Annotated in this window: 30 protein-coding genes, 4 tRNA genes and 1 pseudogene; 11 read left to right on the forward strand and 24 right to left on the reverse strand. The window is 69.0% G+C overall.

Annotated elements, in window-relative coordinates:
• Positions 1 to 62: 62 nt before the first annotated feature.
• From rplK to ACZ3H8_RS09880, 4 genes are all read right to left on the reverse strand, one after another.
• The gene (rplK, locus tag ACZ3H8_RS09865; RefSeq protein WP_307661693.1) at positions 63 to 497 is read right to left on the reverse strand and encodes a 50S ribosomal protein L11; all 435 of its coding nucleotides are present in this window, start codon (positions 495 to 497) and stop codon (positions 63 to 65) included.
• 167 nt (positions 498 to 664) lie between these two features.
• Complete coding sequence (gene nusG, locus ACZ3H8_RS09870; protein WP_467399567.1) at positions 665 to 1,594, reverse strand: transcription termination/antitermination protein NusG; 930 nt, start codon at positions 1,592 to 1,594, stop codon at positions 665 to 667.
• 75 nt (positions 1,595 to 1,669) lie between these two features.
• Positions 1,670 to 1,957: a preprotein translocase subunit SecE gene (gene secE / locus ACZ3H8_RS09875; protein WP_307661695.1), complete on the reverse strand. Its 288-nt coding sequence runs from the start codon at positions 1,955 to 1,957 to the stop codon at positions 1,670 to 1,672.
• Positions 1,958 to 2,068: 111 nt separating this feature from the next.
• A tRNA-Trp gene (locus ACZ3H8_RS09880) sits at positions 2,069 to 2,141 on the reverse strand.
• A 171-nt stretch (positions 2,142 to 2,312) separates the two neighbouring features.
• Between ACZ3H8_RS09880 and ACZ3H8_RS09885 the strand changes: the two genes are divergently transcribed.
• Together ACZ3H8_RS09885 and ACZ3H8_RS09890 are read left to right on the forward strand one after the other, a co-directional pair.
• Positions 2,313 to 3,539: a pyridoxal phosphate-dependent aminotransferase gene (locus ACZ3H8_RS09885; RefSeq protein ID WP_467399569.1), complete on the forward strand. Its 1,227-nt coding sequence runs from the start codon at positions 2,313 to 2,315 to the stop codon at positions 3,537 to 3,539.
• 186 nt (positions 3,540 to 3,725) lie between these two features.
• Positions 3,726 to 4,745: an adenosine deaminase gene (locus ACZ3H8_RS09890; RefSeq protein WP_467399572.1), complete on the forward strand. Its 1,020-nt coding sequence runs from the start codon at positions 3,726 to 3,728 to the stop codon at positions 4,743 to 4,745.
• On the opposite strand, the gene ACZ3H8_RS09895 is transcribed toward ACZ3H8_RS09890, so the two are convergent.
• The 3 genes from ACZ3H8_RS09895 to ACZ3H8_RS09905 all read right to left on the reverse strand — a co-directional run bounded on the left by ACZ3H8_RS09895 (position 4,742) and on the right by ACZ3H8_RS09905 (position 6,880).
• A complete protein-coding gene (locus tag ACZ3H8_RS09895; RefSeq protein ID WP_467399574.1) occupies positions 4,742 to 5,647 on the reverse strand; it encodes a hypothetical protein in 906 nt (301 codons plus the stop codon). The two genes, ACZ3H8_RS09890 and ACZ3H8_RS09895, sit on opposite strands and share 4 nt — an antisense overlap.
• Positions 5,644 to 6,168, reverse strand: a complete 525-nt coding sequence (locus ACZ3H8_RS09900) for a SigE family RNA polymerase sigma factor (protein ID WP_467399576.1) — start codon at positions 6,166 to 6,168, stop codon at positions 5,644 to 5,646. Before ACZ3H8_RS09900 ends, ACZ3H8_RS09895 begins: the two co-directional genes overlap by 4 nt.
• A 118-nt stretch (positions 6,169 to 6,286) precedes the next feature.
• Positions 6,287 to 6,880, reverse strand: a complete 594-nt coding sequence (locus ACZ3H8_RS09905) for a TetR/AcrR family transcriptional regulator (protein ID WP_467399579.1) — start codon at positions 6,878 to 6,880, stop codon at positions 6,287 to 6,289.
• 98 nt (positions 6,881 to 6,978) lie between these two features.
• Between ACZ3H8_RS09905 and ACZ3H8_RS09910 the strand changes: the two genes are divergently transcribed.
• Positions 6,979 to 7,614 carry an NAD(P)-dependent oxidoreductase gene (locus ACZ3H8_RS09910; protein ID WP_467399581.1) on the forward strand — a complete coding sequence of 212 codons (636 nt, stop codon included), beginning with the start codon at positions 6,979 to 6,981 and terminating at the stop codon, positions 7,612 to 7,614.
• Between the two features lies 1 nt (position 7,615).
• On the opposite strand, the gene ACZ3H8_RS09915 is transcribed toward ACZ3H8_RS09910, so the two are convergent.
• From ACZ3H8_RS09915 to ACZ3H8_RS09960, 10 genes are all read right to left on the reverse strand, one after another.
• Positions 7,616 to 8,452, reverse strand: a complete 837-nt coding sequence (locus ACZ3H8_RS09915; RefSeq protein ID WP_467399583.1) for a hypothetical protein — start codon at positions 8,450 to 8,452, stop codon at positions 7,616 to 7,618.
• Positions 8,453 to 8,469: 17 nt separating this feature from the next.
• Positions 8,470 to 8,754 (reverse strand): RNA polymerase sigma factor, encoded by a 285-nt coding sequence (locus tag ACZ3H8_RS09920; RefSeq protein WP_467399586.1) that lies wholly within the window; start codon positions 8,752 to 8,754, stop codon positions 8,470 to 8,472.
• A gap of 65 nt (positions 8,755 to 8,819) precedes the next feature.
• Positions 8,820 to 9,875: a UDP-N-acetylmuramate dehydrogenase gene (locus tag ACZ3H8_RS09925; RefSeq protein WP_467399588.1), complete on the reverse strand. Its 1,056-nt coding sequence runs from the start codon at positions 9,873 to 9,875 to the stop codon at positions 8,820 to 8,822.
• A 127-nt stretch (positions 9,876 to 10,002) separates the two neighbouring features.
• Entirely contained in the window at positions 10,003 to 11,445 is a 1,443-nt protein-coding gene (locus ACZ3H8_RS09930) for a DHA2 family efflux MFS transporter permease subunit (RefSeq protein ID WP_467399591.1), read from the reverse strand.
• Positions 11,446 to 11,523: 78 nt separating this feature from the next.
• Positions 11,524 to 12,117, reverse strand: coding sequence for a TetR/AcrR family transcriptional regulator (locus ACZ3H8_RS09935; protein WP_467399593.1), 594 nt, complete (start codon positions 12,115 to 12,117; stop codon positions 11,524 to 11,526).
• 103 nt (positions 12,118 to 12,220) lie between these two features.
• Positions 12,221 to 12,649, reverse strand: coding sequence for a MaoC family dehydratase (locus tag ACZ3H8_RS09940; protein ID WP_467399595.1), 429 nt, complete (start codon positions 12,647 to 12,649; stop codon positions 12,221 to 12,223).
• Entirely contained in the window at positions 12,649 to 13,101 is a 453-nt protein-coding gene (locus ACZ3H8_RS09945) for an FAS1-like dehydratase domain-containing protein (protein ID WP_467399598.1), read from the reverse strand. Before ACZ3H8_RS09945 ends, ACZ3H8_RS09940 begins: the two co-directional genes overlap by 1 nt.
• A 103-nt stretch (positions 13,102 to 13,204) precedes the next feature.
• Positions 13,205 to 13,369: a 50S ribosomal protein L33 gene (rpmG, locus tag ACZ3H8_RS09950; protein WP_003956487.1), complete on the reverse strand. Its 165-nt coding sequence runs from the start codon at positions 13,367 to 13,369 to the stop codon at positions 13,205 to 13,207.
• Between the two features lie 89 nt (positions 13,370 to 13,458).
• Positions 13,459 to 13,531, reverse strand: a tRNA-Met gene (locus tag ACZ3H8_RS09955).
• Between the two features lie 46 nt (positions 13,532 to 13,577).
• Positions 13,578 to 13,650 (reverse strand) — tRNA-Thr (locus ACZ3H8_RS09960).
• Between the two features lie 225 nt (positions 13,651 to 13,875).
• Between ACZ3H8_RS09960 and ACZ3H8_RS09965 the strand changes: the two genes are divergently transcribed.
• From ACZ3H8_RS09965 to ACZ3H8_RS09975, 3 genes are all read left to right on the forward strand, one after another.
• Entirely contained in the window at positions 13,876 to 15,108 is a 1,233-nt protein-coding gene (locus ACZ3H8_RS09965; RefSeq protein ID WP_467399600.1) for an amidohydrolase family protein, read from the forward strand.
• 124 nt (positions 15,109 to 15,232) lie between these two features.
• A complete protein-coding gene (locus ACZ3H8_RS09970; RefSeq protein ID WP_467399603.1) occupies positions 15,233 to 15,889 on the forward strand; it encodes an SDR family oxidoreductase in 657 nt (218 codons plus the stop codon).
• A gap of 72 nt (positions 15,890 to 15,961) precedes the next feature.
• On the forward strand, positions 15,962 to 16,459 hold the full coding sequence (locus tag ACZ3H8_RS09975) for a GyrI-like domain-containing protein (RefSeq protein ID WP_467399605.1): 498 nt from the start codon (positions 15,962 to 15,964) through the stop codon (positions 16,457 to 16,459).
• A gap of 80 nt (positions 16,460 to 16,539) precedes the next feature.
• On the opposite strand, the gene ACZ3H8_RS09980 is transcribed toward ACZ3H8_RS09975, so the two are convergent.
• From ACZ3H8_RS09980 to ACZ3H8_RS09990, 3 genes and pseudogenes are all read right to left on the reverse strand, one after another.
• On the reverse strand, positions 16,540 to 16,797 hold the full coding sequence (locus ACZ3H8_RS09980; protein ID WP_467399608.1) for a hypothetical protein: 258 nt from the start codon (positions 16,795 to 16,797) through the stop codon (positions 16,540 to 16,542).
• Positions 16,775 to 16,966 (reverse strand): annotated as a pseudogene (locus ACZ3H8_RS09985) (transposase); the annotation flags it as partial. The gene ACZ3H8_RS09980 and the pseudogene ACZ3H8_RS09985, both read right to left, overlap by 23 nt.
• A gap of 90 nt (positions 16,967 to 17,056) precedes the next feature.
• The gene (locus tag ACZ3H8_RS09990) at positions 17,057 to 17,293 is read right to left on the reverse strand and encodes a hypothetical protein (RefSeq protein ID WP_467399610.1); all 237 of its coding nucleotides are present in this window, start codon (positions 17,291 to 17,293) and stop codon (positions 17,057 to 17,059) included.
• A 526-nt stretch (positions 17,294 to 17,819) separates the two neighbouring features.
• Here ACZ3H8_RS09990 and ACZ3H8_RS09995 point away from each other — a divergent pair.
• Entirely contained in the window at positions 17,820 to 18,128 is a 309-nt protein-coding gene (locus ACZ3H8_RS09995; protein ID WP_467399612.1) for a hypothetical protein, read from the forward strand.
• Between the two features lie 460 nt (positions 18,129 to 18,588).
• Here the strand turns inward: ACZ3H8_RS09995 and ACZ3H8_RS10000 are convergent.
• Positions 18,589 to 18,670: transfer RNA gene (locus tag ACZ3H8_RS10000), tRNA-Tyr, on the reverse strand.
• A gap of 195 nt (positions 18,671 to 18,865) precedes the next feature.
• Here ACZ3H8_RS10000 and ACZ3H8_RS10005 point away from each other — a divergent pair.
• The 3 genes from ACZ3H8_RS10005 to ACZ3H8_RS10015 all read left to right on the forward strand — a co-directional run bounded on the left by ACZ3H8_RS10005 (position 18,866) and on the right by ACZ3H8_RS10015 (position 20,788).
• A complete protein-coding gene (locus ACZ3H8_RS10005) occupies positions 18,866 to 19,354 on the forward strand; it encodes a YajQ family cyclic di-GMP-binding protein (protein ID WP_467399615.1) in 489 nt (162 codons plus the stop codon).
• Between the two features lie 226 nt (positions 19,355 to 19,580).
• The gene (locus ACZ3H8_RS10010; protein ID WP_467399617.1) at positions 19,581 to 20,084 is read left to right on the forward strand and encodes a methylated-DNA--[protein]-cysteine S-methyltransferase; all 504 of its coding nucleotides are present in this window, start codon (positions 19,581 to 19,583) and stop codon (positions 20,082 to 20,084) included.
• On the forward strand, positions 20,081 to 20,788 hold the full coding sequence (locus ACZ3H8_RS10015; RefSeq protein ID WP_467399619.1) for an alpha-ketoglutarate-dependent dioxygenase AlkB family protein: 708 nt from the start codon (positions 20,081 to 20,083) through the stop codon (positions 20,786 to 20,788). The genes ACZ3H8_RS10010 and ACZ3H8_RS10015 overlap by 4 nt, the downstream gene beginning before the upstream one ends.
• Here the strand turns inward: ACZ3H8_RS10015 and ACZ3H8_RS10020 are convergent.
• Positions 20,785 to 21,054 (reverse strand): GlsB/YeaQ/YmgE family stress response membrane protein, encoded by a 270-nt coding sequence (locus tag ACZ3H8_RS10020; RefSeq protein ID WP_467399622.1) that lies wholly within the window; start codon positions 21,052 to 21,054, stop codon positions 20,785 to 20,787. The genes ACZ3H8_RS10015 and ACZ3H8_RS10020 overlap by 4 nt on opposite strands.
• An 86-nt stretch (positions 21,055 to 21,140) precedes the next feature.
• Between ACZ3H8_RS10020 and ACZ3H8_RS10025 the strand changes: the two genes are divergently transcribed.
• Positions 21,141 to 22,409, forward strand: a complete 1,269-nt coding sequence (locus tag ACZ3H8_RS10025; protein ID WP_467399624.1) for an APC family permease — start codon at positions 21,141 to 21,143, stop codon at positions 22,407 to 22,409.
• Positions 22,410 to 22,554: 145 nt separating this feature from the next.
• Here the strand turns inward: ACZ3H8_RS10025 and ACZ3H8_RS10030 are convergent, their stop codons facing one another.
• Together ACZ3H8_RS10030 and htpX are read right to left on the reverse strand one after the other, a co-directional pair.
• Entirely contained in the window at positions 22,555 to 22,947 is a 393-nt protein-coding gene (locus tag ACZ3H8_RS10030; RefSeq protein ID WP_307661714.1) for a YccF domain-containing protein, read from the reverse strand.
• The gene (gene htpX / locus ACZ3H8_RS10035; protein WP_467399627.1) at positions 22,944 to 23,807 is read right to left on the reverse strand and encodes a zinc metalloprotease HtpX; all 864 of its coding nucleotides are present in this window, start codon (positions 23,805 to 23,807) and stop codon (positions 22,944 to 22,946) included. Before htpX ends, ACZ3H8_RS10030 begins: the two co-directional genes overlap by 4 nt.
• Between the last annotated feature and the right edge of the window lie 141 nt (positions 23,808 to 23,948).

Consider the following 23,948-nt stretch of genomic DNA (forward strand, 5'->3'; position numbering starts at 1 on the left):
AGGTATGGAGTCGTGGTGCGGACCAGCGCTTGGTCCTACCACTGAGGTCACGCGGGGGCTGATCAGCCCTCGACCGTGATGCCCATCGAACGGGCGGTGCCGGCGATGATCTTCGACGCGGCGTCCAGGTCGTTGGCGTTCAGGTCGGGCATCTTGACCGTGGCGATCTCGCGGACCTGGGCGCCGGTGAGCTTGGCAACCTTGGTCTTGTGAGGCTCGCCGGAGCCCTTGTCCACACCCGCGGCCTTGAGGATCAGCTTGGCGGCCGGCGGAGTCTTGGTGATGAAGGTGAAGGAACGGTCCTCGTAGACCGTGATCTCCACCGGCACGACCATGCCACGCTGCGACTCGGTCGCGGCGTTGTAGGCCTTGCAGAACTCCATGATGTTGACGCCGTGCTGACCGAGCGCGGGGCCGACCGGCGGAGCCGGGTTGGCCGCGCCGGCCTGGATCTGGAGCTTGATAAGCCCCGTGACCTTCTTCTTCTTGGGAGGCATTGCTCTCTCCGGGTCCTAGTGAGAGTTTTCAGCGCTCCACCCGATCATCCGGATGGAGGCATACCGCACAACGATAACGGGTATAGCTGCGCGGCCAAAAACCGAGCAGGTCAGAGCGGCCGCGAGAGCCGGTCTGACCTGTTCGGAGGCGTATGTTCCAGAAGGCTTCAGTTCTTCTGGATCTGGTCGAAGCTCAGCTCGACCGGGGTCTCGCGGCCGAAGATCTCGACGAGGCCCTTGACCTTCTTCGAGTCGGCGTTGATCTCGTTGATCGTCGCCTGCAGCGTCGCGAACGGGCCGTCGGTGACGGTGACCGAGTCGCCGACCTCGAAGTCCAGCACCTGGACCTCGACCTTGCGCGACGGAGCCGGCTTGCCCTCGGCCTCGGCGGCCTCGCGCGCGGCCTTCTCCTCGGCCTCCGGGGCGAGCATCTTGACGATCTCGTCCAGGGTCAGCGGGTACGGGTCGTAGGCGTTGCCCACGAAGCCGGTGACGCCGGGGGTGTTGCGGACGACGCCCCAGGACTCGTTCGTCAGGTCCATACGGACCAGGACGTACCCGGGAAGCTTGTTCTGGCGGACGTTCTTACGCTCGCCGTTCTTGATCTGGACGATCTCTTCCTCGGGCACTTCGGCCTGGTAGATGAAGTCCTCGACGTTCAGCGAGACGGCGCGCTGCTCAAGGTTGGCCTTCACGCGCTTCTCGTATCCGGCGTACGTGTGGATGACGTACCACTCGCCGGGCAGGCCGCGCAGCTCCTCGCGGAGGGCGGCGATCGGGTCCGCCGGGGCCTCGGGCTCGGCCGGCTCGGCGTCGGCGGCCTCTTCGACATCGTCGGCGTCGGCCGCGACGGTCTCGTCCTCTGCCACCTCGGCGACGGCGGTGGCCTCGTCCTCGACGTGCATCGCGGCCTGCTCGGCCGGCTCGCCCGCCGCGGCGTCGGCAGCCTCGACGAGGTCGACCTCGTCGGCCCCTTCGATGATGTCGAGCGCGTCGGTGTCGACCGTGTCCGGCGCAGCCTCGGCCGCCTCGGCCGTCGCCGCAGCCTCTTCGCCCTCCACGGGCTCGACGGCGTCGTTCAGGTTCGGGTCAGACACGGTGGCTGCTTCTTCCTGGATACAGATGGGGTGGAACATGCGAAAGGGGCGCCGCTGCCAGCGCCCTCCGCGGGATCAGCCGAAGACGTACTTGACGGCTTCCTGGAACCCATAGTCAATCACGGTCACAAGACCAATCATGACGACTACGAAGACAATCACCACTGTCGTGTAGGTCGTCAGCTGGCTGCGAGTCGGCCAGACGACCTTGCGCAGCTCGGCGATGATCTGGCGGTAGAAGAGCGCGAGACGACCCAGCGGGCCCTTCTTTCCGCGCTTGCCGCCCTTACGAGTCTTCTTCTTCGACTCCGGCGCCTCGTCATCGGCATCAGGCATGTCGATGGAGCCCACGGCGTCCGTCACGATCTCTCACCTGATTCCGGGTCGTGGCCGTGCCGCGCCCGGTTGAGCCGCACGGCTGTGCAATGAATTACGTGCATACATGCGCACACATCCTGGCGAAGGTGTGTGTAGCAGGGCCGGAGGGACTTGAACCCCCAACCGCTGGTTTTGGAGACCAGTGCTCTACCAATTGAGCTACGACCCTTTGTGGTTTCCCCAACCTACCGCATCCGCGAATGTGGTTGGTGAGGGGCCAACGACGAGTGAGTGTACGTGGTCGCAGGCCCGGCGTCGAACAGATAGCTCCCGGACGGTTCCTGTCCGCTACTCGAAACCTGTGTGCCGGGTCCGTTTGCCGTCTGGGACCATGGGCCGTATGAGCGCTGCAACCCCTCCCACCGAGCGCCGGGTCTCCGCCCGCATCGGCGCGATCTCCGAGTCCGCAACCCTCGCCGTCGACGCCAAGGCAAAGGCTCTCAAGGCCGCCGGGCGTCCGGTGATCGGCTTCGGCGCGGGTGAGCCGGACTTCCCGACACCCGACTACATCGTCGAGGCCGCGATCGAGGCCTGCCGCAACCCGAAGTACCACCGCTACACCCCGGCCGGCGGGCTCCCCGAGCTCAAGGCCGCCATCGCCGCGAAGACGCTGCGCGACTCCGGCTACGAGGTCGAGGCCGCCCAGATCCTGGTCACCAACGGTGGCAAGCAGGCGATCTACGAAGCGTTCGCGGCGATCCTCGACCCGGGCGACGAGGTCATCGTCCCGGCGCCGTACTGGACGACATACCCCGAGTCGATCCGCCTCGCGGGCGGTGTCCCGGTCGAGGTCGTGGCCGATGAGACCACCGGCTACCGGGTCTCCGTGGAGCAGCTGGAGGCGGCGCGCACGGAGCGTACGAAGGTCGTGCTCTTCGTCTCGCCGTCCAACCCGACCGGCGCGGTCTACAACCGGGCCGACGCGGAGGCGATCGGACGCTGGGCCCTCGAGCACGGTCTGTGGGTCCTGACGGATGAGATCTACGAGCACCTTGTGTACGGCGACGCCACCTTCACCTCGCTGCCGGCGCTCGTGCCCGAGCTGCGCGACAAGTGCATCGTGGTCAACGGTGTGGCCAAGACCTATGCGATGACCGGTTGGCGTGTGGGATGGGTCGTCGGCCCGAAGGATGTGGTGAAGGCCGCGACCAACCTGCAGTCGCACGCCACGTCCAATGTGTCGAACGTGGCGCAGGTGGCCGCGCTGGCCGCCGTCTCCGGTTCGCTGGACGCGGTCGCCGAGATGCGTACCGCCTTCGACCGCCGCCGCCAGACGATCGTGCGGATGCTCAACGAGATCGACGGCGTGCTGTGCCCGGAGCCGGAGGGCGCGTTCTACGCGTACCCCTCGGTGAAGGCGCTTCTCGGTAAGGAGATCCGCGGCAAGCGCCCGCAGACCTCGGTGGAGCTGGCGGCGCTGATCCTGGACGAGGCCGAGGTGGCGGTCGTACCGGGCGAGGCGTTCGGTACGCCGGGCTATCTGCGGCTGTCGTACGCGCTGGGCGACGAGGACCTAGTCGAGGGTGTGTCGCGGATGCAGAAGCTGCTGGCGGAGGCCCGCGACTGATTCCGCTACATCCCCTTACGTCCCCTTCTGTACTCGAACGCCGGACGGGCTGGATCTCCAGCCCGTCCGGCGTTTTTGCCGGGGTCGGCGGCGGGAGCCCGGTTGAGGACCGTTTCTTCGTTCGGGCAAGCGCCCGATCGGGGAAAGGGGCTGCCGGTCTGCGCGCGTGTGCGGCAAGATCCTGCAATGGAGCACGTACGAGACCTCAGGCTGCTGCCGAAGGCCCATCTGCATCTGCACTTCACCGGGTCGATGCGGCCCACCACCCTGCTCGAGCTCGCCGACAAGTACGGCGTCCATCTGCCCGATGCGCTGACCAGCGGTGAACCGCCCAAACTGCGGGCGACCGACGAGCGCGGCTGGTTCCGTTTCCAGCGGCTCTACGACATCGCGCGGTCCTGTCTGCGCTCCCCCGAGGACATCCAGCGGCTGGTGCGCGAGGCGGCCGAGGAGGATGTGCGGGACGGCTCGGGCTGGCTCGAAATCCAGGTCGACCCGACCTCGTACGCCCCCATGCTGGGCGGTCTGATCCCAGCGCTGGAGGTCATCCTGGACGCCGTGGAGCGTGCCGGGCGGGAGACCGGTCTCGGCCTGCGGGTGCTGGTCGCCGCGAACCGTATGAAGCACCCGCTGGACGCCCGCACACTGGCGCGGCTCGCGGTCCGGTACCGGGACCGGGGGATCGTCGGCTTCGGCCTCTCCAACGACGAACGCCGCGGCATGGCACGGGACTTCGACCGCGCCTTCGCGATCGCCCGGGACGGCGGACTGCTGGCGGCGCCGCACGGCGGCGAGCTGACGGGACCGGCGTCCGTACGGGACTGTCTGGACGATCTGGACGCGTCCCGGATCGGGCACGGGGTGCGGGCGGCGGAGGACCCCCGGCTGCTGCGGAAGCTGGCCGAGCGTGGGGTGACGTGCGAGGTGTGCCCGTCGTCGAATGTGGCACTGGGCGTCTACGAGAAGCCGGCGGACGTGCCGCTGCGTACGCTGTACGACGCGGGGGTGCCGATGGCGCTGGGGGCGGACGACCCGCTGCTGTTCGGCTCGCGGCTGGCGGCACAGTACGAACTGGCGCGGAAGCACCACGGCTTCACGGACGCGGAACTGGCGGAGCTGGCGCGGCAGTCGGTGCGGGGCTCGGCGGCGCCGGAGGATGTCCGGAACAAGCTGCTGGCGGGGATCGACGACTGGCTGGCCGGCTAGCACTCGCTCCTCTTGTCGACCGCTCGGTAGGTGAATGTCTGCTTCGAGGGGCCGAGGGTCTCGAAGCGGGCGGTGTCCGCCGACAGCTGGGTCATGTACCCGGCAATGGGTGAGCTGTTCGCCCAGCTGGCAGTGGCGGCGAATCGAGCAGCGTCCTCGCTCTCCCAGATCCTGCCTCCGAACGTGGCGTACCGCAGGTCGCAGTCCTTGCTCAGCGAGTACGGGTAAGTGGACCGAAGGTGCGGGGCCGAGGGGCCCATCGGGAGGGCGGGCTCGTCGGACAGCTTCCGTTCCCCTTCCTCGGCCAGGCAGGGGGCATCGCCCGATACGGGGTGGAAGGTCATCACGGGCATCGCGGGCGTATCGGTGTCGAAGACGGCGGTGTCCTTCCCGGTCAGGGTCATGTACCCGCCCATGCGGGCATCCTTGCTCACCCAGCTGACGGCGACCTGCATGCCGTCCTTGCTGCGCTGCCACGTCCGGCCACCGAAGACGGCATAGTCCAGATTGCACGCCGCGGACAGGTCGTACTGGTACCTCACCAGCTCCTTGGGCTTGGCGGGTCCGGTGGCCAAAGGGCCCTCCAGCGACAGGGGCGGACGAATCCTGGACGCCAGCCCATCGGGCGGGAGCTGCTTCGTCGGGGGCACCTTGGCCATGGACGAGGCACGATCGGACGGCGCCGTGTGCTCGTCGGTCGGCCACAGGGCGAGGCCTGTGCCGCCCGCGACCAGGACCGTCACGCAGCACACGGCCGCCAATCGGCGGCGGGCCCGGGTCCGGCGGCCCCGGGCCATCAGTGCGCCCACCGCCGGCGGACCCCCGGGCGAGCCGTCCGACTCGGCCAGATCGTGCAGGCTCCGCCTCAACAGCTCTTCGTTCGAGTGGGCTGTCTCGCTCATCGTGTGCCCCTTCCCGCGTAACCGGCCAGCGCACCCGCAGCGCGCAGCCGCTCCAAGGCCCTGTTGGTACGGCTCTTGACCGTCCCGGGCGAACAGCCGAGCAATTCGGCCGTCTGTTCCACCGACAGGTCCTCGTAGAAACGGAGCACCACCACCGCGCGCTGAGGACGGGGCAGAGCGGCAAGCGCACGCCCCAGCTCCAGCCTCGCCTCCGCACTCCCCGCCATGTCATGGCCGTCAGAGCCGGTGTCCCCTTCGGGGCGTACGACTTCCGTGTGCCAGCGGCGCCTGCGCCAGGTCGCGTAGAGATTGACGACCACCTTGCGGGCATATGCCTGAGGCGAGTCCCAGCCCGCCGAACGGCCCCAGCGCAGATAGACCCGCACCAGCGCCGCCTGCACCAGATCTTCGGCAGTGTGCCGATCGCCTGTCAGCAGACGGGCCGTCCGCAGCAGCGACGCGTGCGCCCCCGCCACGAAATCCGCGAACTCCGCGTCGCGAACCGAACCGCCCTCACCCACGGGTGCTCCCCCCAAGGAGTCTGAGGTCCAAGGACCCTGTCCCCCACTCGACAACCTGGGGAGCCCAGCAGGTTCCATCGGATGGTGTGGTGGGCCTCCGGACGACTGACCGATTTTGCTAACCGATTCCGCGCAGCAGTGTGCGGGCGATTCCCGCGGCGAACTCGTCGAGTGGCTGCGGAGGCTTGCCGTCCTCGGTCATGTCGTACGCGAAGGCCCGCTGGGCGCAGGCGCCGAGCAGCAGGGACGCGGCCGCGTAGGTGTCGGCTCCGGCGGCGATGCGGCCAGCTTCCTGCTCGGCCCGCAGATAGGCGTCGAGGCCCCGGATGGGCATGTGCGGGCCTCTGCCCAGCTCGCGCACGGCCGCGTCATGGCGCTGCTTGAGCCTGGGCTCGGCGTAGAGCGAAGCGGCGAGGGGGAAGCTCTGGGCGTAGAAGAGCGCGGCCTCGCGGGCGATCTCGGTGAGGTTCTCCTCGACACTCCGCTCGCCCGGGTCCGCGATCAGACTGCCGAGCAGCGGCCCGAGCCTGGGCAGCCGCTCCATCAGCACGGTCACGAACAGGTCTTCCTTGCTCGCGAAGTATTTGTAGAGCGCTGCCTCCGAGCAGCCGGCCGCCCTGGCGATCTCCTTGGTGGTGGCGCGGGCGAGGCCGATGGTGAGCATGAGCTCGTGCGCGGCGTCGAGGATGCGGACGCGGGCCGGTTTCTGCATGGATCCTCCGAACCGGGACACCGGGGGCTTGACGAGTGGGTGAGTGCTTACCCACTCTAGGGGTGAGTGAACACTTACCCACCTTGGAGGTGCGGGCCATGAGGCTCACAGTTTTCGGCGCGACCGGGGGTATCGGGCAGGAGATCGTCCGGCAGGGTCTGGCGGCGGGCCACCAGGTCACCGCGGTGGTGCGGGACCCGGCGCGGCTGACGGTGACGGGTGAGGGTCTGGAGGTCTTCACGGCAGGCATCGACGACCCGGAAACGCTGCGGCCGACCGTGGCGGGCCGGGACGCGGTGTTCTCGGGGCTCGGCCCGCGCACGATGAAGCAGGTGGGCATCGCGTCGGGCCTGACGCGCGTGATCCTTCAGGCGCTGGACGCGGAGGGCGTACGCCGCTTCCTGGTGGCGAGCGCGGCGCCCCTGGGGCCCGTACCGGCGAACGAGACGTTCCTCCTGCGCTACATCGGGACGCCGCTGATCTCGCGGATTCTGCGCAAGCACTACGACGACCTGCGGGTCATGGAGGACGAGCTCCGGCGGAGCGCGACCGACTGGACGTCGGTGCGGCCGCCGAAGCTGGTCGATACGCCGGTGACGGGCGTCTACCGGACGGCCGTCGGCGCCAATCTGCGGGGCGGATCGAAGATCGGGCGGGCGGATGTGGCGCACGCGATGCTGGCGATGGCCGATGATTCGGCGACGCTCAAGCAGGCGGTGGGGGTGGCGTACTGAATCAGGCGCAACGGGGCGGTTGCTCGCCGGCATCGGCCGGACGGAATTCGATCGGACCGCCCTCGGCGAGCTCGAACCGGAGCCTGTCTCCCGTCATCTTCATGAAGCCGTTCACCATCAGGAACCCCCGCCCACCGCCCAGGCCGGTCTCCGCCTCCGAATAGGTGCGGACGGTCTTCCACAACCGGCTGTCGAAAGTGGCATAGCGGAGGCCGCAGTGGACGTAGAGGTTGTACGGGTACCAGACCCCTTCCCGGGCCTTGTCGGGCGCGAGTTCCAGGACCGGCGGCTTGGCCGGGTTCGGTGCGGGGAGGAGGAGGGGGCAGTGTCCACCGCCCCTCGCGGGATGAAAGGTGATGGTGCCGCCCGGTGATCCTGCGGGGAACTCGAACCGTGCGGTGTTCTTCGACGTCAGGGTCATATGACCGGACACCCGGTCGCCGGCAGAGCTCGCCGTGGAGCTCGGCTGCGAGGTGCTGACCCATTTGCCATCGCCGAATATGGCGAAGCGCAGCCCACAGCTGGTGACCAGGTCGTACGGGTACTTGACGCCGATCTTCGGTTCGGCCGGCCCCAGTCGCAGGGGCCGATCCGCAGGGACGGTCGCGGTGGAGGCCGCCGAGTCCGGGGTGCGCGGCGCATGGTCCGTCGACCGCAGGCCGAGGCCCGTGCCGCCCGCGATCAGGACCGTCGCGCAGCACACGGCCCCTACCCGGCGGCGGGCCCGGGTGCGGCGGCCGCGGGTCACCAGCGCGTCCACCACGGGCGGGCGCCCGGGCCGACCGTCCGACCCGGCCAGTTCTCGCAGTCCGCGCCTCAACAGATCTTCGTCACTCATCACGTGCCCCTCCCGCGTCACCGGCCGGCGCCACCCGCAGCACGCAGCCGCTCCAAGGCCCTGTGGGTACGGCTCCTGACCGTCCCGGGCGAACGGCCGAGTACCTCGGCCGTCTCTTGCGACAGGTCCTCGCGAGTGGTGAACGCGCGGGCGGTTCCAATCCTCGCGTCCGCGCGGCCCGCCGTCGACCCTGGTGCGGATGGCGCGTACGAGCGCGGCCTGCACCGGATCTTCGGCGGTGTGTGCGGGGCGTCCCGCCGGCAGACGAGCCGTCCGCGGCGACGACGCACGCTCCCTGCCACGAATGCGCGAGGACCCTGTCACCCACTCGACAACCTGGAGAGCCCAGCAGGTTCCGCCGGGGGCCTCAGAGGCTGACGCCGACGGTCACCGGCTCATTGACCAGCGTGACGCCGAACGCCTCGCGCACGCCCGCCGCGACCTCGCGGGCCAGGGCCAGCAGGTCCTCGGTGGTGGCTTCGCCACGGTTGGTCAGGGCAAGGGTGTGCTTGGTGGAGATACGGGCCGGGCCCGTGCCGTACCCCTTGGTGAAGCCTGCCTTGTCGATCAGCCAGGCCGCCGACGTCTTGGTGAGGCCGTCCCCCGCCGGGAAGGCGGGCGGCGCGACGTCATCGCCGAGCCGGTCACGGACCCGGGTGAGGAAGGACTCGTACTCCCCGGCCGTCAGGATCGGGTTGGTGAAGAAGGACCCTGCGGACCAGGTGTCGTGGTCCTCGGGGTCCAGCACCATGCCTTTGCCGGCGCGCAGCTTCAGTACGGTCTCGCGCGCCGCGGCGGCCGGGACGCGGTCGCCCGCCTCGACGCCGAGGGCGCGGGCCGTCTCGGCGTACTTGAGGGGGGCGGAGAGGCCGTCCGCGTCCTCAAGATCGAAGCGCACGCGCAGGACGACATAGTGCTCCGGGTGCTGCTTGAAGCGGCTGTGGCGGTACGAGAAGGCGCACTCGGCGTTCGGGACGGTGACCGTCTCGCCGGTGCGGCGGTCGTAGGCGACGACCTCGGTGATGGTGCTGGAGACTTCCTGGCCGTACGCGCCGACGTTCTGGATCGGGGTCGCACCGGCCGAGCCGGGGATGCCGGCCAGGCACTCGATGCCCGCGAGGCCCGCCTCGACGGTGCGGGCGACGGCGTCCGTCCACACCTCGCCGGCCGCCAACTCGAGCTTCGTGCCGGACAGTTCGAAGCCGCGGGTGGCGATGCGGAGCGCGGTGCCGTCGAAACCCTTGTCGCCGATGACCAGATTGCTGCCGCCGCCGATGATCAGCAGCGGGGTGCCGGCGGTGTCCGCCTCGCGTACGGCGGCGATCACCTCGTCGTCGGTGGTCGCCGTGACGAGGCGGGTCGCGGGGCCGCCGAGCCGGAAGGTGGTCAGGGGGGCGAGGGGGGCGTCGTGGAGTTCCTGCACGGGGACAAGGGTACGGTCCGTGGCCCCGCCGCTCGGGCGGGGCCACGGACCACATGCGTACACACGCTGTCGTACGGCTGCGACAGGGCTGCTATCGGGCTGCGACACGGCTGCCGTGAGGCGGCTGTCACACGGCGACGGGCGCGCGCTCATCGGCGGTCGCGGCCGCCTCCTCCGTCCCCGCCTGGGCCGTGCGGCGGCGGCCCGGGATCAGCAGCGCGACCAGCGCCGCGAGGGCCACTGCTCCCGCGCCGATCCAGAGCGCCGGGACGGTGCCGTCGGTGAAGGCGTCGGGGGTCTCGTAGCCGCCCTGGGCGGCGAAGACCGCGCCCAGGACCGCGATGCCGAGGGCTCCGCCGACCTCGCGCAGGGCGTTGTTGGCGCCGGAGGCGATGCCCTGCTCGGCGGGGCGGACGCTGGACATGACCACGCTGGCCGCGGGGGCGAAGTACAGCGCCATACCGACGCCACCGAGGATCAGGCCGGGGAGCTGAGCCGCGTACGAGACACCCGGTTCCAGGACGATGGCGAAGAGCCCGAGGCCGACCGCCTGGAGGGCGAGGCCGGTGGCGACGACCGGACGGCCGCCGATCTTGTCGGAGAGGTAGCCGGCGATGGGCGCGACGATCAGCGGCATGCCCGTCCAGGGGAGCATCCGCAGGCCCGCCTCGGTGGGCGAATAGCCGGCGACGCCCTGCAGGAACTGGCTGAGCAGGAAGATCGAGCCGAACATCCCAAGGAACATCAGCAGGCTCGCGACATTGATCCCGAAGAAGGCGCGGTCGCGGAAGAGCCGCATGGGGAGCATGGGGTTCTTGCTGGTGATCCCGTAGCGGACGAAAGCGAGGATGAGCGCCGTGCCCACGATCAGACCGGCCAGGATCGGGGTGCTGGTCCAGCCGTCGGCCTGGCCGTTGACCAGGGCGTAGACGATGCCGAAGAGGCCGCCACTGACGAGCAGGGTGCCGGGGACGTCGAGCCGGGCGTTGGGGGCGTACGACTCGTCCAGGCGCAGCCGGGCCAGCGGCAGCAGGACAAGGCCGATCGGAACGTTCAGCCAGAAGATCCACTGCCAGGAGATGTGCTCGGTGAGACTGCCGCCGATGAGGGGTCCACTGGCGACGGCGAGGCCGGTGACGGCGCTGAAGATGCCGAGGGCCGCGCCACGGCGGGCGACGGGGACAGCCGCGGTGAGCAGGGTCAGGGTGAGCGGCATCATGACCGCGGCGCCGACGCCCTGGACGGCGCGGGCCGCGATGAGGGCGTCGATACCGGGCGCGAGGGCGGCCGCTGCGGATGCTCCGGTGAAGATCGCCAGGCCCGCTATGAAGAGCCTGCGGCGGCCGAAGCGGTCACCGAGGGCGGCGCCGAGCATCAGCAGGACGGCGAAGGTGAGGGTGTACGCGCTCACCGTCCACTCGAGGTCCTCCAGCGCGCCCCCAAGGTCCTTGCGAATGGAAGGAAGAGCGGTGGTGACGACGAGATTGTCGAGGGCCGCCATGAAGCCGGCGACGCTGGTGATGACGAGGGCCCAGGCGGCGCTGGAGCGGCGGCCTGCTTGCTGGTTCATTGCTCCCCCAGAGGGTTAGTTATTAATGACTAACTTTCACAGGCACAACTCACCCCGGGAAAGGGGCGGTTGCTGCAACTAGCGCGGACCCTTGATGTCCGACGCAGCCTTGATGTCCGACGCGACCTTGATGTCCGACATGTTCAGTCCGGACCACACCCGGTGCTCCTCCGGGAAGCCCAGCGCCACCAGAACGTTGATCAGCATGCCGCAGCCGAGGAAGTCGGTCGTCTGCTTCGAGTCCCCGGCGAAGGCGACCTGAGCCTGGTCCCAGACCTCGGCCCAGCCTGCCCTGATCCGTTCACCGAACTCGTGGTCCCCGGCCGCGTCGGCGGAGGCCACCGCGACATACGTCTGCATCTGCATCAGAAGCTTGTCGCTGTCATCGATGAGCCGCATGTACGCGGCAGCCATCGCCTCCATCGGCGAATCGTCGGGACGCCGCTCCAGGGCGTCGGCAAATGCCTTGGGGGTCTCCTCCAGACAGCGGAGGGCCGCGGCCAGGAACAGCTCCCGCTTGTTCTTGAAGAGGCGGAAGAGATACGGCTGCGATACGCCGACCCGCTTGGCGATCACCTCGGTGGAGGTGCCGTTGTAGCCGCCGTGCGCGAATTCGGTGATCGCGGCGCGGATGACGCTCTCGCGTCGCTCCTCTGCACTCATCCTGGCCATGAAACTAAGTTAGTGTCCAATCACTAACTAAGTCAAGGAGGGGCAGAACCGAGTAAGGGGCACCCCGCATTGCGGGGTGCCCCTTACCTCGTCGCCGTATCGCTCAGGCGAGCCGCACGACGGCCCGGGAAATCCCGAGCACCTTCTCCCCGGCGCTCGTCGCCGTCAGGTCGACCCGCACCAGGTTGTCGTCCAGCTTCACCGCGACCTTGCCGCTGACCTCGATCAGCGCGCCCTTCTCGTCGTTCGGCACGACGACGGGCTTGGTGAAGCGCACTCCGTACTCGATGACCGCACCCGGGTCGCCGACCCAGTCGGTCACCACGCGGACCGCCTCGGCCATGGTGAACATGCCGTGTGCGATCACGTCGGGAAGTCCGACCTCCGTGGCGAACTTCTCGTTCCAGTGGATCGGATTGAAGTCGCCCGAGGCGCCCGCGTACTGCACCAGCGCCGCCCGGCTGACGGGGAAGCTCTGTGCCGGCAGCTCGGTGCCGACCTCGACGCCCGCGTATGAGATCTTCGCCGTCATCACGCCTCCTCGGCGGCGCGCGCCACCAGCTTGGTCCACGCGGTCACGACATGCTCGCCGGCCTCGTCGTGCACCTCGCCGCGGATGTCCACGACGTCGTTGCCCGCAAGGGACTTGATGGTCTCGATGGTCGAGGTGACCGTCAGCCGGTCCCCTGCCCGCACCGGCCGCGTGTACGCGAACTTCTGGTCGCGATGCACCACGCGGTCGTAGTCCAGCCCCAACTGTGGATCCTGAATGACCTGTTCCGCTGCCTTGAAAGTGATCGCAAAGGCGAAAGTCGGCGGAGCGATCACATCGGAGTAGCCGAGAGCCTTGGCGGCTTCCGGGTCGGTGTACGCGGCATTGGCGTCACCCACCGCCTCGGCAAACTCACGGATCTTCTCCCGGCCGACCTCATAGGGCGGGGTGGGCGGATAGGTCCGCCCGACAAAGGACTGGTCGAGCGCCATGGACTGGCTCCCTCCTGATGGATTGACCACAAGCTGATGGATTGACCACGACAAACGACACGAGGCCGCCCCCAGTGGGGACGGCCTCGTATACGAGCCTGATTCAGCGCGTTTCGCGGTGCGCCGTGTGCGAGTTGCAGCGCGGGCAGTGCTTCTTCATCTCAAGACGGTCCGGGTTGTTGCGCCGGTTCTTCTTGGTGATGTAGTTCCGCTCCTTGCACTCCACGCAGGCCAGCGTGATCTTCGGGCGGACGTCGGTGGCAGCCACGTGAGTGCTCCTTGGACGGACGGATGAACGGATGAACGCATAAGAGAGTAGCCGACCGGAGGACCGACCCCACAATCGGCTACTGTGTGTAGCGGTGACCGGACTTGAACCGGTGACACAGCGATTATGAGCCGCTTGCTCTACCGACTGAGCTACACCGCTGCGATACCGGATCCCCTCACCCGGAGGTGAGGATCTCCGACATCAGAGCCCCAATACGGAATCGAACCGTAGACCTTCTCCTTACCATGGAGACGCTCTACCGACTGAGCTATTGGGGCGAGCGATGAAGACATTACACGGTCGGTCGCCGATCGCCCAAATCCGTTTCCCGCTCCCCTCACGGCCCCCACCTCGCCCGTCCCGTACGCCACTCGTGGCCACACCGGTACGACTATTGCGCTCCTCCTCGAAGCGCGCTCGGTGCGCCCCTAGGCTCGACCCACGCCGCGTGATCTTGCCCCTCGTCGCGCCGCCCGAGCCCCACCGCCCCACCCAGGAGCGCGATGCCCGACAGCCAGCCGCAGCCACCCGACGGCACCACCGCGGACACCACTGCGCTGCTGCTCTGCGGCGCCCGGCTCACGGACGGCCGCACCGTCGACGTACGGCTCAGCGGCGGCCGCATCGAGGCTGTCGGCACCGCGGGCAGCCTCACCCCGCGCTCCACCCGAGTGGATCTGAGCGGCTACCTGCTGCTCCCTGCCCCCGCCGAGCCGCACGCCCACGGCGACACCGCGCTCACCGCCGACTCCCCCGGGCCCGTCTCGTACGACACCGAGGACGTCCAGCGGCGCACCACAGAGGCCGCGCTGTTGCAGCTCGGCCACGGAGCGACTGCGCTGCGCTCGCACGTACGGATCGGGGATGTGCAGGGGCTCGGCCCGCTGGAGGCGGTCCTGCAGGCGCGGCGCTCGCTGCGCGGGCTCGCCGATCTGACGGCTGTGGCCGTGCCCCGGCTGCTGACGGGCGTCGCGGGCGCGGACGGTCTGGCGATGCTGCGGGACGCGGTGAAGATGGGCGCGGGGGTGGTGGGCGGATGCCCGGACGCCGACCCGGATCCGACCGGGTACGCGGAGGCGGTGCTGGAGGTCGCCGCGGAGCACGGCTGCCCCGTCGATCTGCACACGCACGGTGACGACCCGGCGCGGCTCGCACGGCTGGCGGCGATGGCGGGCGGGCTGCGGTCCGGGGTGGTGATCGGGCCGTGCGCGGGGCTCGCCCGACTGCCGCGTGAAGTGGCCTCGAGGGCCGCGGACCAGCTCGCGGCGGCCGGCGTGACGGTGGTCTGCGTGCCGCAGGGCGGCTGCGGGGCCGTGGAACTCCGGGGCAACGCGCCGGTGCGTCTGCTGCGCGCGGCCGGGGTGCGGGTCGCGGCGGGCAGCGGGGCACTGCGGGACGTATCGAATCCGGTGGGGCGCGGCGATCCGCTGGAAGCGGCGTATCTGCTGGCATCGCAGGGCGGGATGCGGGCGAAGGACGCGTACGGATCGGTGGCCGGGGCGGCGCGGGAGGCGATGGGACTGCCCGAGGTGCGGGTGGAGGCCGGTTTCCCCGCGGAGCTGCTGGCGGTGCGTGGCGAGCGGATCTCGGGGGTGCTGTCGCTGGCGTACAGCAGGATCGTGATCCATCGCGGGCGGGTGGTGGCGCGGACGAGCGCGGTACGCGAGTACTGCGACTCGGCGGTCGCGGTGGCGCTGGAACTGCCGCGTCAGGGGCGCCCGGATCCGGGGCCCTGAGCCTTGCTTCTTGAGCTTTGAGCCCGGCCTTTGAGCCGTAAGGCCGGGCCTTGAGCCTGGGCCTTGAGCAGGGAACGCGTCAGTCCCTGAGCGGGCTCCGCGCTTCGGACGTACCGTCGTAGTCATGCGCATTGTCATCGCTGGAGGACACGGTCAGATCGCACTCCGTCTGGAGCGGCTGCTCGCGGCGGGCGGGCACGAGGTCGTAGGCATCATCCGCAAACCTGAACAGGCCGCCGACCTGCGCGAAGCCGGAGCCGAACCAGTCGTACTCGACCTGGAGTCGGCCTCGGTCGAGGAGGTCGCCGCGGTGCTGCAGGGCGCCGGGGCGGCGGTCTTCGCGGCGGGCGCGGGCCCTGGCAGCGGCATCGCCCGCAAGGAGACAGTGGACCGCGGCGCCGCAGTGCTCTTCGCGGACGCAGCGGAACGGGCAGGCGTACCGCGGTACCTCGTGGTGTCGTCGATGGGCGCCGACGCGAAGCACCCTGGCGACGGGGAGTTCGACGCCTATCTGCGGGCGAAGGGCGCCGCGGACAACGACGTACGGTCCAGGTCGGGCCTCGACTGGACGATTCTGCGGCCGGGCACGCTGACGAACGACGCGGGCACAGGTCTCGTACAACTGAAGGCTTCGACGGGTCGCGGGATGGTGCCGCGCGACGATGTGGCGGCGGTGCTCGCTGAGTTGGTGGAGACGCCGGCCACGGCAGGGCTGACGCTGGAACTGATCAGCGGGTCGGTGCCGGTGACCGTTGCGGTGAAGGACGTCGCCGGAAACTGACCGGCTGACTCGCGGATTGGTCGCCGATTAATTTCCGGTCTCCGTACGGTCCTTGATGTCATGAGGGAACACATGCCTGAGATTCAGCCCGCGATCGTGGACCGCGGGGAGCAGCTGTACGCCTTCATCCGCGGGTCCGTCCGGATGGACGACTTCGCCCCGATCGCGGACCGGTTGCCGGAACTGATCGGCTGGCTGACCGGCCGCGGGGCGGAGTTCGCCGGCGCCCCCTTCTTCCGCTTCAACAGCATCGACATGGACGCGGAGTCGGAGGTCGAGGCGGGCATGCCCGTCGTGTCCATGCCGGAGCCCGAAGGGGACATCGGGATCGCCGTGCTGCCCGCGGGTCACTATGTGACGGTCACTCATGTCGGCCATCCCGACCAGCTGTTCGGGGTGATCACGGCTGTTCGGGAGTGGGCCGAGCGGGAGGGGCTGGAGTGGGACATGACGGTGGTCGACGGCGTTGAGCGCTGGGCGTGCCGGCTGGAGTCCTATCTGACCGACCCGCGGGTGGAACCGGACATGTCCAAGTGGGAGGTCGAGCTGGCTTTCCGGCTGGCTGACTGAGACCGGCAGAGTGGGGGGCGTAGTGGAGGGGGATTCGGAAGCGGCGGCGGGAGTCGCGGCGGGGGCAGGCGCGGCCGGAACTACGTGCGGGCGGTGCTCCAGCTGGACGCGGCGGACTGCGGTGCGCAGGTTCCGCACTCGACCGCGTGGCGTTCGCGGTAGTCGGTCTTGTCGAACTTCGGCGGCCGGCCACCACGAGTGCCGAGCTTCTGGCGGTTGCGGACGCGGTCTGCGGGAACCGGGATCGTTGCTTTGATCCCGCGTCTGCGCAGGTAGGCGCGGTTCTTACGGGAGTCGTACGCCTTGTCCGCCCGCCGGTCCATACCGTTCCGGCACATCACGCCACGGAGCACCCGTCCGGGTCCGCCACCGTATGCCGTCCATCAGCTGCCGCGGGGTCCACACCGGCGGGCGGCCCGGCTTGATGCCCTTCGGCAACAACGGCTGCAGCCGGACCCACTGGCTGTTCGTCAGATCACCACGCCCCACGAGGCGTGATCGTTTCACAAGCAAGATCCACTTTCGCAACAGGCCCTGGCGCCGTCTCGCCGAACTCGACTTCAGCGTCTGCGACCTCGGCGGAACACTTGCGGCGGATCAAACAATGTGGAGTCGCTCCAACGATCCGTCCGAGCCACGGAGCAGGAGATCCCTACCCTCCTCTTTCTGCGCTTCGAGATAGGCGTAGATCTGGACTGCTCGGTTGATCACATCCGTCTTGCTCAGGCCGCTCCGCTCTACGAGTTCAGCAACTGCCTTCACCGCTGGCGGGACGAGCGTCACCGAGTAGCGCTCACTGGCCGTCGTCTGCGGCGGGCCGGCTTGCTGTGCCATGAAGCCTTCTCCTCTCCGGTGAGATCCACCAGGTACGGGCCGCCGTCCCAGACGTCCGCACCCTCATGAGCACCTCTATTGAACCATGCTGGTGCAGAAATGCACCTGAGCGGTACGCTGTGTGGGCGAAGTAGCACCGACGGTGCCCACTGCTCGATGCTGCTTGGCCCCGGGTGTCACCGCTGTCCGCGCGCCTGAAGCGCACGCGGCCAGCCTTGACCCGTCCCGGGCGCTACCGGCAAGGGGCTCACAAGGGGGAAGCCCTGCGGTAGCGCTCGGGGTGCAGCGTCGGCGGTCGCGTCTCCGCTTCAAGGCGGCGACGCGGTGCGCATCCGGGCCTTGTCACGCCCATCGTGAGAGGAGGGTCCTGAGCACCTTTGAGGAAGTGACCAGCGTCAATTAGCTGGCGCGACAGACCCACGACGCGACCCACGACGCGAGGAGGAGGTGAGTCCCGTGAAGCCCTTGAACCCGGTTCCCACCTAGGTGAAAAGCACCTGGTACGGGTGATAGTGAAGGGTCTGAGATGGCCACCGAAGGCGCTCCGACGCTTGACAGCACCGAAGACCAGCAGACCGCAGCGGCCTACGTCACTTTCACGACATCTGAGGGGCCGGCCCTCTCAGTGGGCGTCCCAGAGGAGCACTCTGTTCGTCTCCTCGAAACACTCAGGATCACGTCAGGCGTGATTGGGTCAGTGACTGCGCCGTACCTGATGGCGAAGGCCTTGGAGGCCGCCAAGGTAACCGAACCCTGGCAGGTGCCAGCAGCCTTTCTGACACTCTCGGTTCTCCTGCCTCTGCTCTACATCTGCCTTTACCGCCGCAGTAGTTGACGCAAAGAGCCTTCCAGGCGGCCCCGATGAACGTGCGCCACCCCTTGTGCCCCCAGGCCACCCCGGTCGGGGGCACTCAGCTTTCCTCGCTAACGGCTGCAAGAGTGTGTCGACGTGGCTGAGTGCGGGAGTGGAGCCGCAGATCGTCGCGCAGCGAGCGGGGCGCAGTTTGGCGGTGCTGTTCCGGATCTACGCCAAGATCCTCAAGGGCGGCGAAGACGCGGCCAATGCGAAGATCTCAGCCCGCCTGAACCAGCACCGGAACCCCTCAGCCGGATCCCGATCGCGATCAGGTCGTAGAGCCTGCTCGGGGCGGGGATTCCCGTCCACGCCCCGTCCAGAACTACTGGTAGAGAGCGTGCGGGAGCGAGACATTGCGAGACAGTCCAGCCTGACGGCTGCCCGCACGCAGATGGCCCCCGACCCGCGTTTCCGCAGATCAGGGGCCATCTTCATCACGTGGCGGCGCCAGGATTCGAACCTGGGTAGGCAGAGCCGACGGATTTACAGTCCGTTCCCATTGGCCACTCGGGCACACCGCCATGGGATGTCGCCGCGAGAGTGACCGCTGTGGGGCGGTGCTCCGTGGCAACGACGTAAACGATACCCGATGCCCAGGGGTGCTCCGCCACTGGATTGATCAGCCCTCGGGGCGGGTGCGGGTGGCTAGGCTTGCGGGAGCGGTCGGGGGACTTCCGGCCGCGTCTCCACGCACCCGATACAAGGAGCCACAGGACATGGCCGACTCCAGTTTCGACATCGTCTCGAAGGTCGAGCGGCAGGAGGTCGACAACGCCCTCAACCAGGCCGCGAAGGAGATCTCTCAGCGCTACGACTTCAAGAACGTCGGGGCTTCGATCGCCTGGTCCGGCGAGAAGATCCTTATGCAGGCGAACTCCGAGGAGCGGGTCGCCGCCATCCTCGACGTCTTCCAGTCCAAGCTGGTCAAGCGCGGGATCTCGCTGAAGGCGCTGGACGCGGGCGAGCCGCAGCTGTCCGGCAAGGAGTACAAGATCTTCGCCTCGATCGAGGAGGGCATCTCCCAGGAGAACGCCAAGAAGGTCGCGAAGATCATCCGCGACGAGGGCCCGAAGGGCGTCAAGGCGCAGGTCCAGGGCGATGAGCTGCGGGTCAGCTCGAAGAGCCGGGACGACCTGCAGGCCGTGCAGGCGCTGCTGAAGGGGCAGGACTTCGACTTCGCGCTGCAGTTCGTGAACTACCGCTGATTCCGGCGGGCGCTCCGGGCGGACCGGGGGCGGGAGCGGCTCGGCCGCCCCGCCCCCGCCCCGTGTCAGCGGGCCGTCGATGCGACGTCCGATATCCGCCAGCTTCGGCGGGGTGGGGGTCGCAGACTCGTAGGCGTACGGCGCAAGAAGTAGGGCGCAAGAAGTACGGCGCAGGAAGTGCCGCACGGGTACGGCGCGGGACACGCCGCGCGGAAGGGAACGAGCCATGACGGTCTACACGGCCATCGACAGCCCGCTGGGCGAACTGCTGCTGGTCGGCGAGGAGTCCGCCACCGCAAAGGGCGGCACTGCGCTCGCCTCGCTGTCGTTGCCGGGCCAGAAGGGCGCGGCTGTCGTCCGGGACGGCTGGCGGCGCGACCCGGCGGCCTTTGAGGAGATCGGCGATCAGCTGACCTCGTACTTCGACGGCAGGCTGACGCGCTTCGAGATCGAGTACGTCTTCGGCGGCACCGAGTTCCAGCGGCGGGTGTGGCGGGCGCTGGAGGAGATTCCGTACGGGGCGACGGCGACGTATGGAGAGATTGCCGAGCGGGTCGGCACATCGGCCGTGGGAGTACGGGCCGTGGGCACTGCGATCGGGCGCAATCCGCTGCTCGTCGTCCGGCCCTGCCACCGGGTGATCGGGTCGGACGGCGCCCTTCGGGGGTACGCGGGCGGCCTGGAGCGCAAGGAGCGGCTCCTCGGACTCGAGGGCGCGCTGGCGTCGTGAGCGGCGAGGCACTGTTCCCGAGAGAGCGTGCGGTGGTCGCCCCGGGAGCGGTGCATGTGCCCGGGTGGCTGCCGGTCGGGCGTCAGCGGGAACTGGTCGAAGCCTGCCGCGGCTGGGCTCGCGGTCCCGTGCCGATCCGCTACACCGTGCTGCCGGGCGGTGGCGTGATGTCCGTACAGACGGTGTGCGTGGGCTGGCACTGGCTGCCGTACCGGTACAGCCGCACCGCGGACGATGTGAACGGCGCACGGGTCGCCGAATTCCCCGACTGGCTGGTGGAGTTGGGGCGTGCGGCGCTGGCCGTGGCGTACGAGGTGGGCGGCACGGACGGGGCGGAGGGCATAGCGGGTGCGGTCGGGGCCGGGGCCGATCAGGGGTACACCCCCGACACCGCGCTGATCAACTTCTACGACGGCACCGCGCGGATGGGGATGCACCAGGACAAGGAGGAGCGGTCCGGTGCGCCGGTGGTGTCGCTGAGTATCGGTGACACCTGTGTCTTCCGGTTCGGGAACACCGAGACGCGGGGGCGGCCGTACACCGATGTGGAACTGGCGTCCGGGGACCTGTTCGTCTTCGGAGGCCCCTCGCGCTTCGCCTACCACGGGGTGCCGAAGGTGTGCCCGGGCACGGCCGACCCGACGACGGGGATGAGCAGCGGGCGGCTGAACATCACCCTGCGGGAGACAGGGCTGGGCGGCTAGCGCGAACGCGAGTGGCCGAACAGGATCCGGTAGACGATCAGCAGCACGAGCGAGCCGCCGATGGCCGCTGCCCAAGTGGCCCCGTCGTAGAACTCGTTGGTGATCGGCCGGTCCAGGTAGCGTGCCGATATCCAGCCACCGATGAACGCGCCGACGACGCCTATGAGCGTCGTGCCGATCAGACCGCCCGGGTCGCGGCCCGGGAGCAGAATCTTGGCTATGGCCCCGGCGAGCAGCCCGAGAATGATCCAGCTGATGATGCCCATGCCGTGAACCTGCCTTTCGTACGGTGTTGAACTGAAGGACGACGGTGGAACGGGGCGCGGTTGCGGAGATCAGTAGGGTTCGGCGCATGACACAGGAACTGCGGCGATCCCTGGGACTGTTCGACGCCGTCGTGATCGGGCTCGGGTCGATGGTCGGGGCGGGCATTTTCGTGGCACTGGGCCCGGCGGCCCGGGCCGCCGGATCGGGGCTACTGCTGGGACTGGCACTGGCCGCGGTCGTGGCGTACTGCAACGCCATGTCGTCGGCGCGGCTCGCAGCCCGCTATCCGGCGTCCGGCGGGACCTATGTGTACGGCCGGGAGCGGCTCGGCGAGTTCTGGGGGTATCTGGCGGGCTGGGCGTTCGTCGTAGGGAAGACCGCGTCGTGCGCGGCGATGGCGCTGACGGTCGGGGCGTATGCGTGGCCGGAGCAGGCGCACGCGGTGGCGGTCGCCGCGGTGGTGGCGCTGACTGCCGTGAACTACGGGGGCGTTCAGAAGTCGGCGTGGCTGACGCGGGCGATCGTGGCAGTCGTGCTGGCGGTCCTCGCTGCGGTCGTGGTGGTCTCTCTCGGATCGGGCTCGGCGGACTTCGGGCGGCTGGATGTCGGCGCGGACGCCACCGTGGACGGGGTGCTCCAGGCGGCGGGACTGCTGTTCTTCGCGTTCGCGGGGTACGCGCGGATCGCCACGCTGGGCGAGGAGGTGCGGGACCCGGCACGTACGATCCCGCGCGCCGTCCCGCTGGCGCTGGGCATCGCGCTGGTGGTCTATGTGTGTGTCGCGGTCTCGGTCCTTTCTGTGCTGGGAGCCGGGGAGTTGGGCAAGGCGACGGCTCCGCTCACCGATGCCGTACGGGCGGCGGGCGCGCAGTGGCTGGCGCCTGTGGTGCGGGTGGGCGCCGCGGTGGCGGCGCTCGGGTCGTTGCTCGCGCTCATCCTCGGGGTCTCCCGGACGACGCTGGCGATGGCCCGGGACGGCCATCTGCCGGGTGCACTCGCCGCCGTGCACCCTCGTTTCCAGGTGCCGCACCGCGCGGAGCTGGCTGTGGGGGCGGTCGTCGCAGTGGTGGCCGCGACGGCGGATGTGCGCGGGGCGATCGGCTTCTCGTCGTTCGGAGTGCTGGTGTACTACGCAATTGCCAACGCCTCGGCGTGGACGCTGAGTTCCGATTCGGATCGGGATACACCCGTTCGAGTGACGGAGTCTCGAGCGATGACGGTCCGGGTCACGGCGGGATGCGGGCTGGTGGGTTGTCTGGTGCTGGCTCTCGCGCTGCCGGCGCTGTCGGTGGCCGCGGGTGCGGCCGTGCTGGCCGTGGGAGTGGTGGTGTACGCGGTACGGCGGCGACGCTAGGCCAGCCGCACATTCAGGCCAGGAAGCCCAGCGGCGCGGGCCCTTCGGACCTGGCCTGCAAGACGGCGTTCGGCAGGTCCCCCTCAGGGGCGCAGCCGAGCAGTTCGTACCGTTCGCGGACCGGCAACGGCAGATCCGCGAACGCCTACCGCGAGGCGAAGGGCTGGTCCGTGGGGACGATCTCCTTGCCGAAGGGCAGCAGCGAGACCGGGATCAGCTTGAAGTTGGCGATGCCCAGTGGGATGCCGATGATCGTGATGCACAGGGCGATGCCGGTGAAGATGTGGCCGAGCGCCAGCCACCAGCCGGCGAGGATCAGCCACAGCACATTGCCGACGCAGGACGGTGCGCCCGCGTCGCGGCGGTCGACCACGGTGTAGCCGAAGGGCCAGAGGGCGTAGACGCCGATGCGGAACGCGGCCAGACCGAACGGGATGCCGATGATCGTGATGCAGAGCAGCAGCCCCGCGAAGATGTAGCCGAGGAACATCCAGAAGCCGCACAGGATGAGCCATATGACATTCAGGATTGTCTTCATGGGCGGCGACCTGCCATCTGCTCGAGTCGGGCGATGCGTTCCGCCATGGGCGGGTGTGTCGAGAACATCTTGGAGAGGCCCGGGCCTGGCCGGAAAGGGTTCGCGATCATCATATGGCTTGCGGTCTCCAGGCGCGGCTCGGCAGGCAGTGGCAACTGCTTCGTACCGGCGTCGAGCTTGCGCAGGGCGCTGGCGAGGGCCAGCGGGTCGCCGGTGAGCTGGGCGCCCGAGGCGTCGGCCTCGTACTCCCGCGAACGGCTGACGGCGAGCTGGATCACGGAGGCGGCAAGCGGGCCCAGAATCATGATCAGCAGCATGCCGAGGAGACCCGGGCCCTCATCGTCGTCGGAGCGGCCTATGGGGATCAGCCAGGCGAAGTTCACCAGGAACATCACCACGGAGGCGAGGGCGCCGGCGACCGAGGAGATCAGGATGTCGCGGTTGTAGACATGGCTCAACTCGTGGCCGAGGACGCCGCGCAGCTCGCGCTCGTTGAGGATCTGCAGGATCCCTTCGGTGCAGCACACTGCGGCGTTGCGCGGGTTGCGGCCGGTCGCGAAGGCATTGGGGGCCTGCGTCGGCGAGATGTAGAGGCGGGGCATGGGCTGACGGGCGGCGGTGGAGAGCTCACGGACGATGCGGTAGAGCGCGGGGGCCTCGAATTCGCTGACAGGGCGGGCGCGCATGGCCCGCAGCGCCAGCTTGTCGCTGTTCCAGTAGGCGTACGCATTGGTGCCGAGCGCCACAACGAGCGCTACCAGCAGGCCTGTGCGACCGAAGAAGCTGCCGATGACGAGGATGAGGGCGGACAGTCCCCCGAGGAGTACGGCGGTCTTCAGCCTGTTGTGCCGACGGTGCACGGTACGCCCTCCAAGTCGTGCGGCAGGGGAACCCTTTGCGTGGTTGTCTCCACTCTCCAGTGGACCCTTCTGTACTGGTCAACGCCAGGCGAAGGTCGCTAGTTCCCTTGTGCCGTCGGCCTTGGAGCGGGCCGTTCGGGT

This window comes from Streptomyces sp. NPDC002868, assembly GCF_055563295.1.